This is a genomic window from Rhodococcus sp. KBW08 (assembly GCF_003852455.1).
GTDB lineage: Bacteria > Actinomycetota > Actinomycetes > Mycobacteriales > Mycobacteriaceae > Rhodococcus_F > Rhodococcus_F baikonurensis.
In genome coordinates, this window is sequence record NZ_QAJJ01000009.1 from 135,396 (window position 1) to 151,760 (window position 16,365).

At 63.0% G+C, this 16,365-nt stretch carries 15 protein-coding genes and 1 tRNA gene; 11 read left to right on the forward strand and 5 right to left on the reverse strand.

The genetic code is table 11. From position 1 onward, the window contains the following. Nucleotides 1-65 precede the first annotated feature (65 nt). The 4 genes from DBV08_RS11425 to DBV08_RS11440 are packed head-to-tail and all read left to right on the forward strand — an operon-like array spanning nucleotide 66 to nucleotide 4,097. Nucleotides 66-653 carry a nuclear transport factor 2 family protein gene (locus DBV08_RS11425; RefSeq protein ID WP_124567494.1) on the forward strand — a complete coding sequence of 196 codons (588 nt, stop codon included), beginning with the start codon at nucleotides 66-68 and terminating at the stop codon, nucleotides 651-653. Further along, nucleotides 650-1,420 (forward strand): SDR family oxidoreductase, encoded by a 771-nt coding sequence (locus DBV08_RS11430; RefSeq protein ID WP_124567495.1) that lies wholly within the window; start codon nucleotides 650-652, stop codon nucleotides 1,418-1,420. Before DBV08_RS11425 ends, DBV08_RS11430 begins: the two co-directional genes overlap by 4 nt. After that, nucleotides 1,417-2,472 (forward strand): dihydrodipicolinate reductase, encoded by a 1,056-nt coding sequence (locus DBV08_RS11435; protein WP_124567496.1) that lies wholly within the window; start codon nucleotides 1,417-1,419, stop codon nucleotides 2,470-2,472. Before DBV08_RS11430 ends, DBV08_RS11435 begins: the two co-directional genes overlap by 4 nt. Further along, nucleotides 2,469-4,097, forward strand: coding sequence for a long-chain-fatty-acid--CoA ligase (locus tag DBV08_RS11440; protein WP_124567497.1), 1,629 nt, complete (start codon nucleotides 2,469-2,471; stop codon nucleotides 4,095-4,097). The genes DBV08_RS11435 and DBV08_RS11440 overlap by 4 nt, the downstream gene beginning before the upstream one ends. Nucleotides 4,098-4,157: 60 nt before the next feature. Here the strand turns inward: DBV08_RS11440 and DBV08_RS11445 are convergent, their stop codons facing one another. The 3 genes from DBV08_RS11445 to DBV08_RS11455 are packed head-to-tail and all read right to left on the reverse strand — an operon-like array spanning nucleotide 4,158 to nucleotide 7,679. Then, nucleotides 4,158-4,889, reverse strand: a complete 732-nt coding sequence (locus tag DBV08_RS11445; RefSeq protein WP_124567498.1) for a hypothetical protein — start codon at nucleotides 4,887-4,889, stop codon at nucleotides 4,158-4,160. Further along, nucleotides 4,886-6,403 (reverse strand): carotenoid oxygenase family protein, encoded by a 1,518-nt coding sequence (locus DBV08_RS11450; RefSeq protein WP_095971134.1) that lies wholly within the window; start codon nucleotides 6,401-6,403, stop codon nucleotides 4,886-4,888. Before DBV08_RS11450 ends, DBV08_RS11445 begins: the two co-directional genes overlap by 4 nt. A gap of 43 nt (nucleotides 6,404-6,446) precedes the next feature. Then, on the reverse strand, nucleotides 6,447-7,679 hold the full coding sequence (locus DBV08_RS11455) for an acetyl-CoA acetyltransferase (protein WP_185564591.1): 1,233 nt from the start codon (nucleotides 7,677-7,679) through the stop codon (nucleotides 6,447-6,449). 123 nt (nucleotides 7,680-7,802) lie between these two features. On the opposite strand from DBV08_RS11455, the gene DBV08_RS11460 reads away from it, so the two are divergent. The 5 genes from DBV08_RS11460 (at nucleotide 7,803) to DBV08_RS11480 (ending at nucleotide 12,698) form a co-directional block, all read left to right on the forward strand. Further along, nucleotides 7,803-9,014: an acetyl-CoA C-acyltransferase gene (locus tag DBV08_RS11460; protein ID WP_124567499.1), complete on the forward strand. Its 1,212-nt coding sequence runs from the start codon at nucleotides 7,803-7,805 to the stop codon at nucleotides 9,012-9,014. After that, complete coding sequence (locus DBV08_RS11465) at nucleotides 9,011-9,934, forward strand: SDR family NAD(P)-dependent oxidoreductase (protein WP_124567500.1); 924 nt, start codon at nucleotides 9,011-9,013, stop codon at nucleotides 9,932-9,934. Before DBV08_RS11460 ends, DBV08_RS11465 begins: the two co-directional genes overlap by 4 nt. After that, nucleotides 9,931-10,755, forward strand: coding sequence for a DUF1295 domain-containing protein (locus tag DBV08_RS11470; protein ID WP_124567501.1), 825 nt, complete (start codon nucleotides 9,931-9,933; stop codon nucleotides 10,753-10,755). Before DBV08_RS11465 ends, DBV08_RS11470 begins: the two co-directional genes overlap by 4 nt. Continuing rightward, nucleotides 10,752-11,618, forward strand: coding sequence for an acyl-CoA thioesterase II (locus DBV08_RS11475; RefSeq protein ID WP_124567502.1), 867 nt, complete (start codon nucleotides 10,752-10,754; stop codon nucleotides 11,616-11,618). The genes DBV08_RS11470 and DBV08_RS11475 overlap by 4 nt, the downstream gene beginning before the upstream one ends. Nucleotides 11,619-11,699: 81 nt before the next feature. Further along, complete coding sequence (locus tag DBV08_RS11480) at nucleotides 11,700-12,698, forward strand: helix-turn-helix domain-containing protein (protein ID WP_124567503.1); 999 nt, start codon at nucleotides 11,700-11,702, stop codon at nucleotides 12,696-12,698. A 9-nt stretch (nucleotides 12,699-12,707) separates the two neighbouring features. Here DBV08_RS11480 and DBV08_RS11485 read toward each other — a convergent pair whose 3' ends face one another. After that, complete coding sequence (locus tag DBV08_RS11485; protein WP_124567504.1) at nucleotides 12,708-14,087, reverse strand: LLM class flavin-dependent oxidoreductase; 1,380 nt, start codon at nucleotides 14,085-14,087, stop codon at nucleotides 12,708-12,710. A 245-nt stretch (nucleotides 14,088-14,332) separates the two neighbouring features. On the opposite strand from DBV08_RS11485, the gene DBV08_RS11490 reads away from it, so the two are divergent. Continuing rightward, nucleotides 14,333-14,408: transfer RNA gene (locus DBV08_RS11490), tRNA-Arg, on the forward strand. A 50-nt stretch (nucleotides 14,409-14,458) separates the two neighbouring features. Beyond that, nucleotides 14,459-15,421: a formylglycine-generating enzyme family protein gene (locus tag DBV08_RS11495; RefSeq protein ID WP_124567505.1), complete on the forward strand. Its 963-nt coding sequence runs from the start codon at nucleotides 14,459-14,461 to the stop codon at nucleotides 15,419-15,421. Between the two features lies 1 nt (nucleotide 15,422). Here DBV08_RS11495 and DBV08_RS11500 read toward each other — a convergent pair whose 3' ends face one another. Next, nucleotides 15,423-16,340 carry a TauD/TfdA family dioxygenase gene (locus DBV08_RS11500; RefSeq protein WP_124567506.1) on the reverse strand — a complete coding sequence of 306 codons (918 nt, stop codon included), beginning with the start codon at nucleotides 16,338-16,340 and terminating at the stop codon, nucleotides 15,423-15,425. Between the last annotated feature and the right edge of the window lie 25 nt (nucleotides 16,341-16,365).

The window sequence follows — 16,365 nt, forward strand, 5'->3', positions numbered from 1 at the left end:
TACAGTAAGCAGAGGCACTCCGTCAACGTGCGGCCCCCGATCCGGAGCCGAGAAGGGACATCATCGTGAGGTCCAACAACATTCACGCAGTCGACAGCGGCGGGGGCCCAGACGTCAGGGACTACAGCCCGGTCGACGCTCTCGTCGCCAAGCAGGAAATCTACGAGGTTCTGGCTCGTTTCCTCCGAGCCGCAGACCGCGGCGACGTCGAGGACGCCAGGCGGTGTTATCTGCCCGGCGCAACCGAAGACCACGGGGGTGTCTTCACCGGCACCGCCGACGACTACATCGACCACATCGCCGGGGCCATCACCCACCCACGGTCGCTGACCACCCACGCAATGACCAACGTCTTGATCGAACTCGACGGGAATGCCGCAGACGTCGAGTCTTACGTGCTCGCATTCGCGCGAATCAAGCACTCGTCCGGCATAGCCGACACACTCACCTCAGCGCGCCTGATCGACCGCTTCGGGTACGAGGACGGCAGGTGGGGAATCCGCCACCGTGCACTGCGGTGGGACTGGAACCACGACATGGCCACAGCCGAAGGCTGGATCTTCGGGATGCTCGCGCCTGAAACGTCATTGAAGAAGAGCAAGAAATTCCCCGACGACCTCATCTACACCCGCCGGACACAGGAGAACTCATGACAACGTTTCGCGGAACTCCGGTCGAGGGCGCGACCGTCCTCGTCACCGGAGCCAATCGAGGCCTCGGCCTGGCTTTCGTCCAACAGGCGAAGTTGATGGGCGCAGCCAAAATCTATGCAGGGGTGCGAAATCCCGACGAGGTGCCGGCAGAGCTCCGAGCCGCCGGTGCACACATCGTCGAACTCGACGTCACTGATCCAGGACTCGTCGACGCGGCCGCCGGGGCGTGCGGTGACACCACGGTCGTCGTCAACAACGCCGGACTGTTCACCGGGAATCGGTTGATCGAGGCCGACGACCGAGAGGCCGCTCGGGCCGAGATGGAGGTCAACTACTTCGGGCCTTTGACGATGATTCGAGCCTTCGCGCCGGTGCTCGCAGCCCGCGGTGGAGGATCGATAGTCAACGTCTTGTCAGTCGCCGCAATCGCACCCACCGCCTTCATGGGCGGCTATTCACCAGCCAAGGCGGCTGCTCTGTCACTCGGCGGCATCGCTCGCGCCGAACTCGAACCGCACGGCATCACCGTCACCTCGTTGATCGTCGGCAGCGTCGACACCCGCATGGCGTCACACGTGCAGGGCCACAAGGAGAATCCTCTCGACATCGCCGCGACCGGACTCGCCGCGATGCAACGCGGCGAGTGGACGTGCGACACCGATTTCATGGCAATCGATGCCCGTGCGCGCCTGGCTCGCGACCCGATTCGGTACGAACGTGGCCTGGGCAAGCTCCTCTTCGCCGGCGAACTGACCACCCGATCATGACCGATCCGATTCGTGTTGCCCAGTGGGCGACCGGAGCCATCGGCAAGACCGCGCTACGCGGAATCATCGATCGCCCCGACCTCGAGTTGGTCGGCCTGTACGTGTACAGCGACGCCAAGGCCGGTCGCGATGCCGGCGACATAGCCAGACGCGCGCCGACGGGCGTGATCGCCACACGCAGCGTGGACGAGATCATCCGCTCGCGCCCACAGGTTCTCATCCACAGTCCACGTTTGCAGATTCCGTACGAACGCCACGACGACGATCTGTGCCGTCTGCTTCGCGCCGGGATCAACGTGATCACGACGGCCGGGCAGCACTTCCCCCGCGCACACGGCACCGAGCGCGAGCACATGTTCGCCCAAGCATGCAAGGAAGGTGATTCGACGCTCTTCGGCGTCGGGGTGAGCCCGGGTGTCATCGGTGAGCGATTGGCGTTGGCGCTGACGGGAACATCGATCGAACTCGACCGCATCACGATCGACGAAGTGCTCGACGCTCGCGGCATGCCTGACCCCGACTTCGCGTTCACCGTCATGGGAATGGGCTCGCCCCCGGAAGAACTGGACGGCACCGGGCCGTTGCCCTCGCTGTACGCGTCGCTGTATCTGGAAACCATCGCGTTCATGTGCGAACGACTGGGCATCACCTACGACGAAGTCGTGTCCGATCACAGGGTCGTCGCGGCGCGAACGGATCTCGACGTCGCCGCCGGACGCATCGCCGCGGGAACCGTCGGAACCACCGAATGGCGCTGGCACGCAATCGTCGACGGAAAGCAGTTCCTCACTCTGGCCATCATCTGGACCATGGAACCCGATCGCGAGGAATACGTGGGGCGCGATCAATGGGAGGTCCACCTGTACGGCAAACCCGAGATCGTGATGACCGTCAATCTCGTCGAACCACAAGATCCGAACAGCCGGACAACCGCCGGTCAGTTCATCACCGCGGGCCCGGCACTACGCGCCGTCGAGCATGTACTCGCTGCTCCCACCGGCATTTTCGAACCCCCTGTCTTTGCCCCCTTCAGATTGGAGCATTCAGCATGACCACTCAGCCGACGGCCGTAGGTTCGACTGCCACCCGTGAACCCGGCACCCGCGAACCTTCTGTGAACGCGCTCCTACCCGATGGTCGCCCCGTGCAGAATCTCGAAGACTTGCTGCGCAGCCGGGCGATTGCCAGTCCGGAGAGCACCGCCGTCATCTCCGATGACGGTCGTACCAGTTTCCGCGAACTGGACATCGAAGCCAATCGTGTCGCGAATGCACTTCTGCGCGATGGTGTTCGAACAGGTGACCGGGTGGCGTACATCGGCGCCAATGCACCGTCCTTTCTCTCCGTTCTGTACGGATCTTCGAAGATGGGCTCGATTCTGACGGCCGTCAACAATCGGCTGGCACCGGGCGAGGTCGACTACATCCTGAGCAACAGCGAGCCGACCGTCGTCGTACTCGGAGCAGGCGATGAGGGCCTCTCCGACGTCGCTGCGGCGGTCGGTAGCGTCCGGACCGTCGTCACGGTGGACGGCGCCGGAAACTCGGTCTCGTGGAACGACTGGCTTTCCGGTGTCGGGGACGACGATCCGGGGGCGTCGCGCAGTCCCGACGACACAGCGCTGATCTTCTACTCGTCGGGAACCACCGGCCACCCCAAGGGAATCGAACTCACCGGCGCCAACCTCGGCCGCGCACTCGCGACCATGTATCACCTGCTCGATCTCGACACCGATTCGGTGGCCATGTGCCCGGTTCCCTTCTTCCACGTAGCCGGACTGGGTCTCGCCCTGGTCACGACGCTCGGCGGCGGTGCCCTCCTTCTCAAGACCATCGCCGGACCCCTCGAGTTAGTGGCGCTGATGCAGGAGTACAAGGTCACGCATGCGGTTGCCGTTCCCGCGGTGATCAGCGTCTTGACCTCACTCCCTGCTGTACGCGAGGCGGATTGGAGCGCCCTGCAGTTCCTGGTCTACGGAGCCGCTCCGATGCCACTGCCGCTGTTGCAGGACGCCACCAAGGTCTTCGGATGCAGTTTCCTGCAGGCTTACGGACTCACCGAATCGACCGGCGGTGTCACGATGCTGACCCCGGAAGATCATCGGGCGACCGACGAGTCGACCGCGCATCGGTTGAAGTCGGTCGGGCAGCCGATGTTCGGCGTACCCATCCGCATCATCGATCCCGTGACCCTCGAAGACGTCCCGGTCGGAGCCCGCGGCGAGGTCGTCATCGGCGGCGCCCACGTTATGAAGCGCTACTGGCGCAACGAGGCGGCTACTGCCGCCACCATGTTGGACGGGGGCTGGCTTCGCACCGGAGACGGCGGATCGTTCGACGAGGACGGGTATCTCTATCTCCACGACCGCCTCAAGGACATGATCGTCTCCGGCGGTGAGAACGTCTATCCCGCCGAGGTGGAGAGCGTTCTCTCCGGCCACCCCGGAATCCGGGAGGTCGCCGTAGTCGGCGTTCACTCCGATCGTTGGGGTGAGACTCCCATTGCGGTGGTCGTTCGTTCGGGCGATTCGGCCGTCACAGAAGCTGAGATCATCGAGTGGTCACGCGAGCGGCTGGCTCACTTCAAGTGCCCCAGTGCAGTTCGGTTCGTCGAGGAGCTGCCACGTAACGCGAGTGGAAAGCTTCTCAAGACTCGCTTGCGACAGGACTTCACCTGAGTCCATGACAGAAATCGGGGCCGNNCGGCCCCGATTTCTGTCATTCGACGTCAGGCAGGCTCAGTGTGGGTGAATCCGAAACTCGACGCCGCCGAGACTCGGACCGGGCTCGACGGCAGGCGCGCCGCTCGACGCGGCCAGATCGATTGCACTGAGCATCGACCGCTCTCCCGGAACAAACGACACGACGCGCGATCCCAGCCTGATCGAGAGTGATTGCGTCGAATCCGGTTTCTTGCCGAACACTTCGGCCCAGAGCGTCGCCGTCTTGGCCGGATCGGGAGAGGACACGTCGACCCCGAGGATGTCGTCGACCCATGGATCGACCGAAACCTCCTTCTCCGTCTCGTCCCAGAACCACTCGTCGGCGTCGGGAATCTCGTCGAGTTCCACGAGCAGTCCGAGATCACCGGGATGGAGCTGGACGATCCGGTGACCGTAGGCCTCGAGATCAGCCACCGTCCGAACACCAACTGCGGCTGCACGTTCCAGATAAGGCGCGATATTCGATACCTGGATCGAGAGTGCATAACCGCCCTCCCCTCCGCCCTTTCGGATCCATCTCGCCAACGAGACAGTCTCGTCGAGCGGTGCGACGACCTCCAGAAAGGCTTGCGGCCCGACGGCCAGGGTCTCGTCGGCCAAACCGATGTCTTCGAGCAGTGGATCCGCGAATCCTGGTGCCAGATTCAACGCTTCACGTAATTGCCGGCCGGTCTTGTCCAGATCTCGTGCACCGATCACCACTTGCCGCAAGATCTCCCACGTGCCCGTGCCGGGCGCGTCCGTCACAGTCCGACCGCTTCGGCGGCGGTGTCGGCGGTCTGCCAGCGACGAAGCTCGGCCCCCGGAGCCCACGTCGAATGGGTACCACTCGAAATCCGTTCGGGGAGGCGAAGTTTGCACAGCGGACCGTCTCCGACGCGGGCGGCGTCGAAGATCAGACAGAAGGACGCATCCTCGTTCATGTCAGTGGTCAACGTGATGAGATAACCGTCGTCTTCCGCGGTACCGCCCACACGTGGCGCCATCGACGTCTCGCTGCCGTACACACCGTCACCGAAGGAGAATCGCTCCTCGTTCCCCGTCAGCAGGTCATGTTTGACCAAGCCGTCGAACAGGAACCACGACGGTTTACCCGAAGCCGCATATGCGTATCGGTACTTCTCCCCCGCGAAATTCCCGTTCATCATGCCGAATTCGGTGATCGAGTCACTGAGCTGCTCTTCACGCGTGGCTCCGGTGACCAGGTTCAGACGCCAGCGGTGCAGTCGGGTCTGCATGCGATCGAGAGCGAGGAAGCGGAAGGCGCGTTCCCACTGATTGCCCATCCCGTTGTCCGACGGCTCCGGATCGCCCTGGTAGAAACCGTCCAGAACGATTTCGTCCCCCTCTTCGTAGGCGTTCACGAAGTGCAGGACATAGGTCGGATCCGCCTCGAACCACTTGATGTCAGCGGTGTTTCCGCGGCGTGGGATGACTCCGAGACGTAGCGGGATATCGGGATGGAAATTCGCGACGTGCGCGCCCTTCTGGAGCAGAACCGGATCCCAGAACAAGGGGCAGTCGTTGAGGATCGCGTAGTTCTCCGTGAAGGCCATGTCGTGTGGCAACCGCGGACCGGGAAGTGGCACGTCGACGTAGTGGACCAACTCGTTGGCCGAGTCCACGACGCCGTAGTGCATGTACGGCGCTTCCTTGCTGTAGTTGAAGAACAGCATTTCTCCGGTCTTGTCGTCCACCTTCGGATGCGCGGATACACCCCATTCGAAGGGGAACTTGCCGTTCCAGCTTTCCTTTCCCAGTGTCTCCGCCGACATCGGATCGAGCCGATACAGATCTCCGCACTGGTAGAAGCTGGTGAGAGCAGTCCCCCGGTGAACGACGACGTCGGTGCTGGACGCGTCCTTCATCCGGGTGCGCGCACCCTTGCCGCCCTCGGGGCGACTGAGTTTGGGAGACTCTGCGAGCCCGGCCCACAAGGCGGCGCCGGCGTCCTGCTCGGCTGCCAATCCGTCCGTACGTACGAAGCGATTGCGGTAGAACGACTCTCCGTCACGAAAGCCCACGATGTGAATCATGCCGTCGCCGTCGAAGGGGTGATACGCCTTCATCGAGGGATGGAGCGGATTCTCGGTGTTGCGCAGGTAGACACCGTCGAGGTCTTTCGGAACCTCACCGAATACGACTTCGAGGTTGTCCGCTTTGAACTCGGTGGTCTGGGGTTGCCACGGGCCGGTGCGATACGGGTGATCGTCATCGGCGGGAAGGGTGGACAACAACTTGCCTACGATTTCGACGTCCATGGAATTCTCTTTTCGACTGATGGGGAAAGGCTGGGCTGCACTTTCAGGAAACTGCGTCGACGACAAAACTGACGGTGGTGGCCGTACTTCCACCGAAGTTGAGCGTCGCAAAGCGGCTCGCACCCTCGACTTGGAAACCGCCGGCCGTTCCCGTCACCTGACGGGCCGCGTCGAGAAGCATTCGGACACCGCTGGCGCCCACCGGATGACCGCCGCCGATCAGACCGCCGCTGGGGTTGATCGGTAGCTTGCCGCCCATGGCGATGTCGCCACTCTCGATGGCTTTCCACGACTCGCCGGGCGCGGTCAGACCGATGTGGTCGATCGCGAGATACTCACTCGCGGTGAAACAATCATGTGTTTCGATCCCGTCTATCCCGGCCAGGTCGACTCCCGCCCGGGAGAAGGCGCCCATCACCGCATCCCGAACGTGTGGCATCACGTAGGGATTCTCCGCGTCACGCGTCAGTTTCTGTTCGAGACCCAAACCGACGGTGCGGTGACCCCAGCCTGCGATCTGGGCCAGTGGAGTCGCCGCAGCACCAGGGTGGTCACGGAGGTACTTGTCCGTCACCAGCACCACCCCGGCGCCACCGTCGGTCACCTGGCTGCAATCGAATCGTCGAACACCACCTTCCACAACAGGATTGGTGGTGTCGTCACCACCCGCATTTCCGAGTAGATCGGGCACCGCCCAACCGCGTGTCTGCGCATTGGGGTTGTTCTTCGCGTTCGCGAAGTTGATCTGCGAGATCGCACGAAGGTGAGATTCGTCGATCCCGTAACGCCGCCCGTATTCCTTCGACACACGATCGAACATGTACGGCCACATGAATTTTGCTTCCTGACCTTCGTGTCCGACCCAGGCTGCAGCGCCCAGATGGCCGGCCGCGTCATCACCCGGAACAGTCTTCTCCAGTTCGATACCCATCACCAGAGCCGCGTCGTAGTTGCCGGCGCGCAGGTCTGCCATCGCTGCAAGTACAGCGATACTGCCCGATGCGCACGCTGCCTCATGCCTGGACGAGGGCACACCCCAGAGTTCTGGATGCACGGTGGCGGGCATCGCACCCAGCTGACCTTGGCCGGCAAACAATTGACCGAAGGCATTACCGACGTGGATCACCTCGATGTCGGTGGCAGGAACCTTCGCCGCGGCCAGAGTGTGGTTCACCACCTCTTCGGCAAGGTTCGCGAAATCGAGTTCCTCACGGGTGAAGTTTCGTGCGAAGTCGGATTGGTACCCGCCGAGAATCCAAATGTTCGAAACAGTCATGACCTCTCCCCTTGCCGATCCGGCCTCGGTGACGTCACCGAGATACCCGTGCATCGGCGGTTGTAATTTCATCGCAACCGTACTACAACTAGCAGAGTAACTCTACTAATTGAAGGGTTGAAAATGACTGATGCTTTTGTCCTCGACTACGTGCGCACGCCGCGCGGCCGAGCATCGACGCGAGGCGCCCTCCACGAACACAGCCCAGTGGATCTTGTCGTCCATCTGGCCAAGGCACTGCAAGGTCGAACGAACCTCGCCGCAGAGCAGATCGACGACGTCGTTCTCGGCTGCGCATCGCAGGTGGACGAGCAGGGAGCGAACATCGCGAGAACTGCAGCCCTCCTGGCCGGTTGGGGTGATTCCGTTCCCGGCGCGACTCTCAATCGTTTCTGCGCATCCGGCGTCGACGCGGTCGGCCAGAGCGCAGCCCGCATTCGCAGCGACGACGTGTCCCTCGTCGTGGCCGGTGGCGTCGAAAGCGTCTCCCGCACTCCGATGTTCAGCGATCGAGGACCTCTGTGGACCGACCCGGCAACCATTGCGCAGATCGGCTCCATCCATATGGGTGTTGCCGCCGATTTGAATGCCACGATCGAGGGGTACTCCCGCGACGAGCTGGACGCCTACGGCGTCGAAACCCAGCACAAGGCTGCCGAGGCCTGGCGCAACGGCGCATTCGAGCGGTCCGTTGTACCTGTTCCCGGAAGACACGGTAAACCTGGAATTGCGCACGACGAACTGGTCAGGGCAGACACGACAGCAGAGGGGCTCGCAGCACTGCCTGCCGCCTTCGAAGGGCTCGGCTCCGCCGGTCAGGATGCACTCGCGCTCGCCGCCTACCCTGAGGTCGGCAAGATCGAACACCTGCACACCGTCGGATCCTCTCCCGCCATGGCCGACGGCGCAGCACTCCTTCTCCTCGGATCCGAAAAGGCCGCGGCCAGAGCCGGCTTGACCCCTCGCGCTCGGATCATCGGATCCGCATCGACTTCGGTGAATCCGGTTCTCATGCTCACGGCGGGCCAGAGCGCCGTGGAGGCAGTCATCGCGCGAGCCGGGCTTCGTCCGCAGGACATCGACGTGTTCGAGTTCGCCGAGGCGTTCTCCGCGCTCTGCCTACGGTTCCGTCGCGATCTCGACGCCGGGCCGGACCGGATGAACCCCAACGGAGGCACGATGGCGATGGGCCATGCATTCGGCGCTACCGGAGCAATTCTCGTCGGCGCCTGCGTCGACGAACTGGTACGGAGCGACGGACGCTACGGTGTGGCCGCGGTCAGCGGCGCCGCCGGTGTCGGAGTCGCGGTTCTCGTCGAACGGATCGCCTCATGACCGCCAGTTCGCTTTCGGGCCGCGTTGCCGTCGTCACCGGAGGGGGTAAGGGCCTCGGCCGTGCCGTCGCACTGCATCTCGCGAGCCGAGGGGTCACGGTGATCGTCAACAATCGAAATCGCACACTCGACGCGCGCGGCCGTGGCCCCGCAGATCAGGTTGCCGACGAGATCCTCGAAGCCGGTGGCCACGCCGTCGCCAACCACGACGACGTCACCGACCCCGAGGTCGGCCGAAAGTTGGTGGACGAGGCTCTCACTCGCTTCGGACGACTCGACTTCTGCATCACCAGCGCCGCGGTCAGCGGTCCACAGATGCTCCATCGCACCACCGCCGAAAACCTCAGTACCGTCATCACGACAAACGTCGTCGGGACCGCACTGGTTGCGGCCGAAGCCTCCCGAGTGATGCGCGAAGCCGGATTCGGGCGCATCGTGATGATTGCCTCGACCGCAGGACTGCACGGCGAACCGACCGTATCCGCCTATGCCGCCAGCAAGGGAGCCGTGATCGCCCTGGGGCGCACCGCAGCGACCGAAGGTGCGAGCCACAACGTCTTCACCAATGTCGTTCTGCCCTACGCCACTACGCAGATGACCGAGTCCGGAATGGACCCGCGATTCATCGACATCATGGGTGCCGACCTGGTAGCTCCGGTGGTCGCTGCCCTCGTCGATCCCGAGTCCACGACCAACGGGCAGGTGATCGTCACGGCAGGCAACGGGGTGCGTTCGGCCGACGCCGTCGAAGGCTCGACCGCCTTCCTGCCCACCACCACAGAACTCGATGCCAAAGCACTCGACGCACTACTCGTGACCAGCCGGCTCGGCACTTCTCACACCTACCCGAGCGCTCAGGAAGCCTTCGCGGACTTTGCTTCCGAACTGCTCGACCACCACAATCAGAAAGCGCGCGCATGACCGACATCCCACTGGGCGATCTTGCACTGAACTTCGGTGTGAGCGCACTCGCCGTGCTCGTCTTCATCGCAGTCGTGATGGCCGTCGCCATCCGGATGAACAATCACTCGATCATCGACATCTGTTGGGGGCCTGGATTCGCCTTCGTCGCCGTCGTCTCGTACGTGACGTCCATCGGATCGGACGGCAACGATCTGCGTCGCCTCGTGGTCCTGGCGCTGACCGTGGTGTGGGGAATGCGACTGGGCCTCTACATCGGTTTCCGTAACCGTGGGCACGGGCAGGACAAGCGCTACACTGCCCTGCTCAAACACCAACAGGGCCCGCTGGTTCCGTTCCTTATCCGTAAGATCTACGGACTCCAGGGCGTCCTCATTCTCGTGGTCTCGCTGCCCGTTCAGTTCGCGATGTACGAGTTTCGGACTCTCGGAATCCTGGGCGCGATCGGCATCGCAGTCTGGACAATCGGCTTCGTCTTCGAATCGGTTGGCGACTACCAACTTTCCCGCTTCAAGACTGACCCGGCCAATGCCGGCAGGGTAATGGATCGTGGGCTCTGGGCCTGGACCCGCCATCCCAACTACTTCGGTGACGCATGCGTCTGGGTCGGACTCTTCATCCTCGCATTAGGTGATCCATTGGCACTGATCACGATCGTCTCGCCGATCGTCATGATCAAACTGCTGGTGAGCTACAGCGGTAAAGCCCTGCTCGAACGCGGCATGCGTAAGAGCAAGGGGCAGGCCTACGACGACTACGTGGCCCGGACCAGCGGATTCTTTCCCCGCCCGCCACGCCCGGCACGAAACCACGCGTCATGAGCGCCCCCACGAGTGGTCTCGCCGACGTCTTCGACCTGGAATCGACCGGCCCGGACCGGTGGCAAGGGTCGAATGACGGTGTTCGGCTACCTCAGTTGTTCGGCGGCCAACTGGTCGCCCAGTCGATTCTCGCGGCCGGGCACACGGTCACCGACGGAAAAGCGATCAGTTCCGTCCACACGCACTTCCTTCGCCCGGGTTCGCCGAATCACGCGACAGAGTTCTCGGTAGATCGACTTCGCGACGGAAAACGCCTGTCCACCAGAGGCGTCGACGTCCACCAGGACGGACGACTCGTCTGCCGCTCGACGGTCTCGGCCTCCTCGATCGACGAGGGCATCACTCACAGTCGGGCAACCCCCGCAGCGCTCCCACCCGAAGAGTGCGTGACCCTGCAAGAGTTGGCCGAGGCTGACGGCGGACTGGGCGAAGTGTGGGAAGAGTTCTCCGCCATCGAGATTCGTGTGTCTCCACTCGATTTGCAGTCCCCTACGACGCATTCGGCGGCGCCTCCGCGCAACATCTGGATGCGGTCGGCGCAGCCCCTGAGCAACGGTCCGCTGATTCACGTCGCTGCTCTCGCCTATGCCAGCGATCTGATGCTGATGGCAACCGCGCTGACTCCGCACGGCTACGACATCGGGCAGGAGCACTCGCTCGACACGGACTGGACGGGTGTGTCCCTCGATCACACGATGTGGTTTCAGCGTCCGGTACGAGCGGACGAGTGGCTGCTCTTCGAGCACTCGACACCCACAGCTCACGCCGGCAGAGCAGTCGTGAATGCCGCGGTCTTCGATCGATCCGGACTCCAGATCTGCCAGATCACTCAGGAAGCGTTACTCATTGCCCGTGTCGAGTGATTCCCGACTCTTTCTGCAGACCACTCGGTACGGTCTCCCGGTGCCCCAGGATGCGCGGCCTATGATTTCGGGGTGGTACGAGTGAATGCAGCCGGATCTTCGACACCCACCGCGTCGGCGGGCGTCACCGAGTTGCCTGCCGGTGGTCCCAACGCACTGGCCGTCACGCTCGGACTGTTGGGCGACGAGTGGAACCTCTGGATTCTGCGATTCGCCCTGTTGGGGTCGCGACGATACAACGACTGGCTGGCTCTCGGGGGAATCTCCAACTCCGTATTGTCCTCACGGTTGGCGGTCCTGACGGCCGGCGGGATGCTCGAGCGTCGTGAGTATCAGCAGAACCCGCCCAGGCACGAATACTCGGTCACCCGCAAAGGGCAGTCGATCTGGCCCGTCCTCATCACCATGTGGTCGTGGGAGAAGCAGTGGGCGCCCAACGAAACCCAGCCGCTTCCACCACTGCGGCACAGCACCTGCGGACACGACTTCACCCCGATCCTGCGCTGCAAGGAGTGCGGCGAGGACGTGGACGTACGGTCCCTGGACTCCGAAATGGGCCCGAGTGGCGACTTCTCACGCAGTGTCCCCGAAGCAACATCGCGACGACGCTCCACCAAGTCCGAACGCCGTCCGGAAATTCTGGCTCACACGATGGAACTCGTCGGCAATCGCTGGTCAGCCGCGATCGTCGGTGCAGCTTTCCGAGGCGCTCGCCGCTACGGAGAGTTCGCCGAGATCACCGGGGCACCACCGGCGATAGTCGCGGATCGCTTGAAGCACCTCACCGAGATCGGTGTGATGGAAACGCGTCCGCTTCCGGATCGCCCACAGTGGTCGGAGTATCGACTCACCCCCAAGGGCACGGCGTACTTCCCCGTCGTGATGTGCATGATCTCCTGGGGTCAGCGTTGGTTCAGATCCGCGGACGGCCCCGACATCGTTCTCCATCACAAGACCTGCGGTAAGCGATTCGAAGCACGCTTGGGTTGCAGTGTGTGTGGTGAAGAATTGAGGTCTTCGGACATTGAGGCGATCGACCTCACCACCTCGGTTCACGTACCCGGGTCCGGCTGGTCCTGAGGTCCCCGCTCAGCCGGTCGTGCGGATCCGGTCGAAGCTCCGACCTCGGTGTTCGAGCGGCAGCCGGTCCCCTCGCCCGAACAATTTGTTGCGCAGCGTCCCTGCTTCGTAGTCGCTCTGGTAAGCGCCCCGTCTGGTCAGCTCCGGAATCACATGCTCCACAATGTCTTCGAAGGTTCCCGGAGTCACCGCGTACGCCAGATTGAACCCGTCGACGTCGGTCTCGGCGACCCATTCCTGCAACTCGTCGGCGACCTCCGCGCCGGAACCGACGACGATCGGGCCCAGCCCTCCGATGCCCGCCCACTCCGCGATGTCTCCCACCGTCCACTCGCCACCCTTCTCGTCGGCCTGACGAAACGATGCGACCGCGGATTGAATGGCGTTGCTCTCGACGTTCCCGATCGGCTCGTCCGCTCGGTATCCGGAGAGGTCGATTCCCATCCACCCCGAGGTGAAAACGAACGCGCCTTCACTACTGGCGTAACTGCGGTAGTCCTCGAGCTTCGCCTGCGCCAACTCGGGGGTTCGGTCGGTGATGATCGTCAACAGTGCGTAGATGCGGGCCGAGTACGGATCTCGTCCGACCTTGGTCAGCTCGTTCCGGATGCGCGCAACGGTGTCTTTGAGAATCGCTTTTGTCGGTGCACCGACAAAGATCGCCTCGGCATTCTCGGCGGCGAACCGAACTCCGCGAGGCGACGCGCCCGCCTGGAAGATGACCGGCGTCCGCTGCGGAGAAGGTTCGGAGATGTGGATGCCCGGAACCGTGAAGTGCTTGCCTTCGTGCTCGATCGGATGAACTTTGGCGGGGTCCGTGTAGACCCCGGTGCTTCTGTCACGCACCACCGCGTCGTCTTCCCACGACGTTTCCCACAACTTGTAGAGAACTTCGAGGTACTCGTCCGCGTGGTCGTAGCGATCGTCGTGCTGGAGTTGGTCGTCCTCGCCCATGTTCCGTGCGGCCGACGGGAGGTATCCGGTGACCACGTTCCACCCGATTCGCCCGTTCGTCAGATGATCGAGGGTGCTCAAGCGCCGAGCGAACGGGTACGGATGCTCGAAGGCTGTACCTGCGGTGATACCGAAGCCCAAGTGCTCGGTCACGGCAGCCATAGCCGATGCCAGTAGCAGCGGGTCCGAGACCGGAACCTGCGCGCCCTGCCGCAGCGCTGCGTCGTGATTACCGCCGTACACGTCGTATGTTCCCAACACATCGGCCAGAAACAACCCGTCGAATCGTCCACGCTCGAGGAGCTTCGCCAATTCCGTCCAGTACCTCAGATCCGTGTACCTGGACGACTGGTCTTCCGGGTGGCGCCACAGACCAGGCGATTGGTGGGCGACGCAGTTCATGGCAAAGGCGTTGAAGCGGATTCTGCGGGTCATTCCCGCACCATGCCGCGCGTGCTCCGCGGTGACCACCATTGCGATCAGTGCGATCGGTTCGGCCGGCAGCTTGCACGCGATAACACCGTCGACTTCGCGACCTCGTCGGCGGGCCGCTACACTGACTAGCGCAGCTGTGACGCCTGAGGCTTCGTGCCGACAGGCAGAGCGGATGCAACAGCAGCACCGAGAAGCGAAAACCCCCGGCAGCACAGGGTTTTCAGCGCTTGTCGGTAACGCTCCCCGCCCTCGTAGCTCAGGGGATAGAGCATTCCTCTCCTAAAGGAAGGGTCGCAGGTTCGAATCCTGCCGAGGGCACCAGGTGGGGCTCTCCCCCACATCGGCGCGACCGACGTGCCATTCTTGAATTCATGACGACGCCTCACTCCACGGCAACTCCCCCGAAGAACATGTCTTTGATCCCGGGTGGGACGTACTGGATGGGCTCCGAAGACTTCTATCCGGAAGAACGCCCAGTTCATCAGGTCACCGTCGACGGATTCTGGATGGACACGACGGCGGTGACGGTCGCCGAGTTCCGACGCTTCGTGAAGGCAACCGGCCACGTCACCACTGCGGAAATCGCCCCGGATGCCGCCGACTATCCCGACGCCGATCCTGCCCTCCTCGTTCCGGGCTCGTTGGTCTTCACTTCACCACCCGGTCCGGTCTCACTCGACGACTACACCCAGTGGTGGTCGTTCACTCCCGGCGCCGACTGGCGCCATCCCGAGGGAGCCGACAGCAACATCGGGGGACGTGAACGGCACCCGGTCACCCACGTGTCGTATTTCGACGCTCAGGCCTACGCCGCGTGGGCCGGCAAGGAACTCCCGACCGAGGCCGAGTGGGAGTTCGCCGCCCGCGGTGGACTCGATCGCCAGGCCTATGTGTGGGGCGATCACGACTCTCCGGGCGGGCGGCCTGGCGGCAATGTGTGGCAGGGACAGTTCCCCTGGGAGAACCTGCTCGAGGACGGGTACGAGCGCACAGCGCCGGTCGGAAAGTTCCGGCCCAACGGCTACGGACTGCTCGACATGGCCGGGAACGTGTGGGAGTGGACAGCCGATCACTACACGTCCGACCACGCCCACAGTTCCAAGAACGTCGCGCCGACCTCGTCGTGCTGCATTCCTCGTAATCCCCGAGCGGAGTTCGCCACGGAGGCCTTGGCGGGCGAACCCTACGCACGACGGGTGATCAAGGGCGGCTCACATCTGTGCGCACCGAACTACTGCTTGCGCTACCGCCCTGCCGCACGGCAGGCCGAATCCGAGGAGTCCTCGACCTGCCACGTCGGCTTCCGGTGCATCATCCGCATTCCGCAGACGTAGATCAGAAGGGCACGTCTCCGAGGATCGCCACGCGCTCCATCACGCGGCGATGGGGGAAGTAATCACTCGCCGCGTAGTGCTGGGTGGCCCGGTTGTCCCAGAAGGCAATGGAATTCGGCGCCCACTTGAAGCGGCACTGGAAGTCCGGGACCTTGACCTGTGCGAACAACAGGTTGAGCAGATCGTTGCCTTCGGCAGGATCCATGTCCGGAATGTGGGTGGTGAAGAGGCTGTTGACGAACAGCGTCTTTCGCCCGGTTTCCGGATGCTTACGAACCATCGGATGCAGGACCGGCGGGTACTGCTCCTTCATCTGTTCCAACTTCTCCGGGCTCATGCCGCGTCCGAAGGACGGCACAAAATCGTGGATGGCGTCCTTGCCGTCGATCAAGTCCTTGATCTCGTCGGGGAGGCAGTCGAAGGCGTTACCCATATCGGCCCAGAGGGTGTCACCACCGGCGGGCGGTACGTCGATCGCCCGAAGGACCGAACCGAGGGGCGGTGTCTTGGTCCACGTGACGTCGACGTGCCAGATGTTTTCGGTTCCTGGACTGTCTTCTCCGCGTTCGAATCTGACGACGGCCGGAACGTCTCCTTGCGGGAGAAGTGGATGAACCTCGAGTTCACCCCAATGGGCCGCGAAGTCACGATGATTCAAGCTCGAAATCGGCTGGTCCCGAAAGAACACGACCTTCCATTCGAGGAGGGCCCGACGTAGATCCTCGATCTGCTCCTCCGACGGATCACGCAAGTCGATGTCGGTGATCTCCGCACCGATGAACGGTGTGACGGGCGTCAGAGTGAACCGCTCGTACGGCATCGATTCAACGCCTTCCGGATTGCGGCGCATGCCACGTGGTCCGAATTCGATTGTGTGATTGCCGATTTGAACTGTGCGTGATGATGTAAGGATAGCCATGGGATGACTCCGTCCTGTCGGGTCT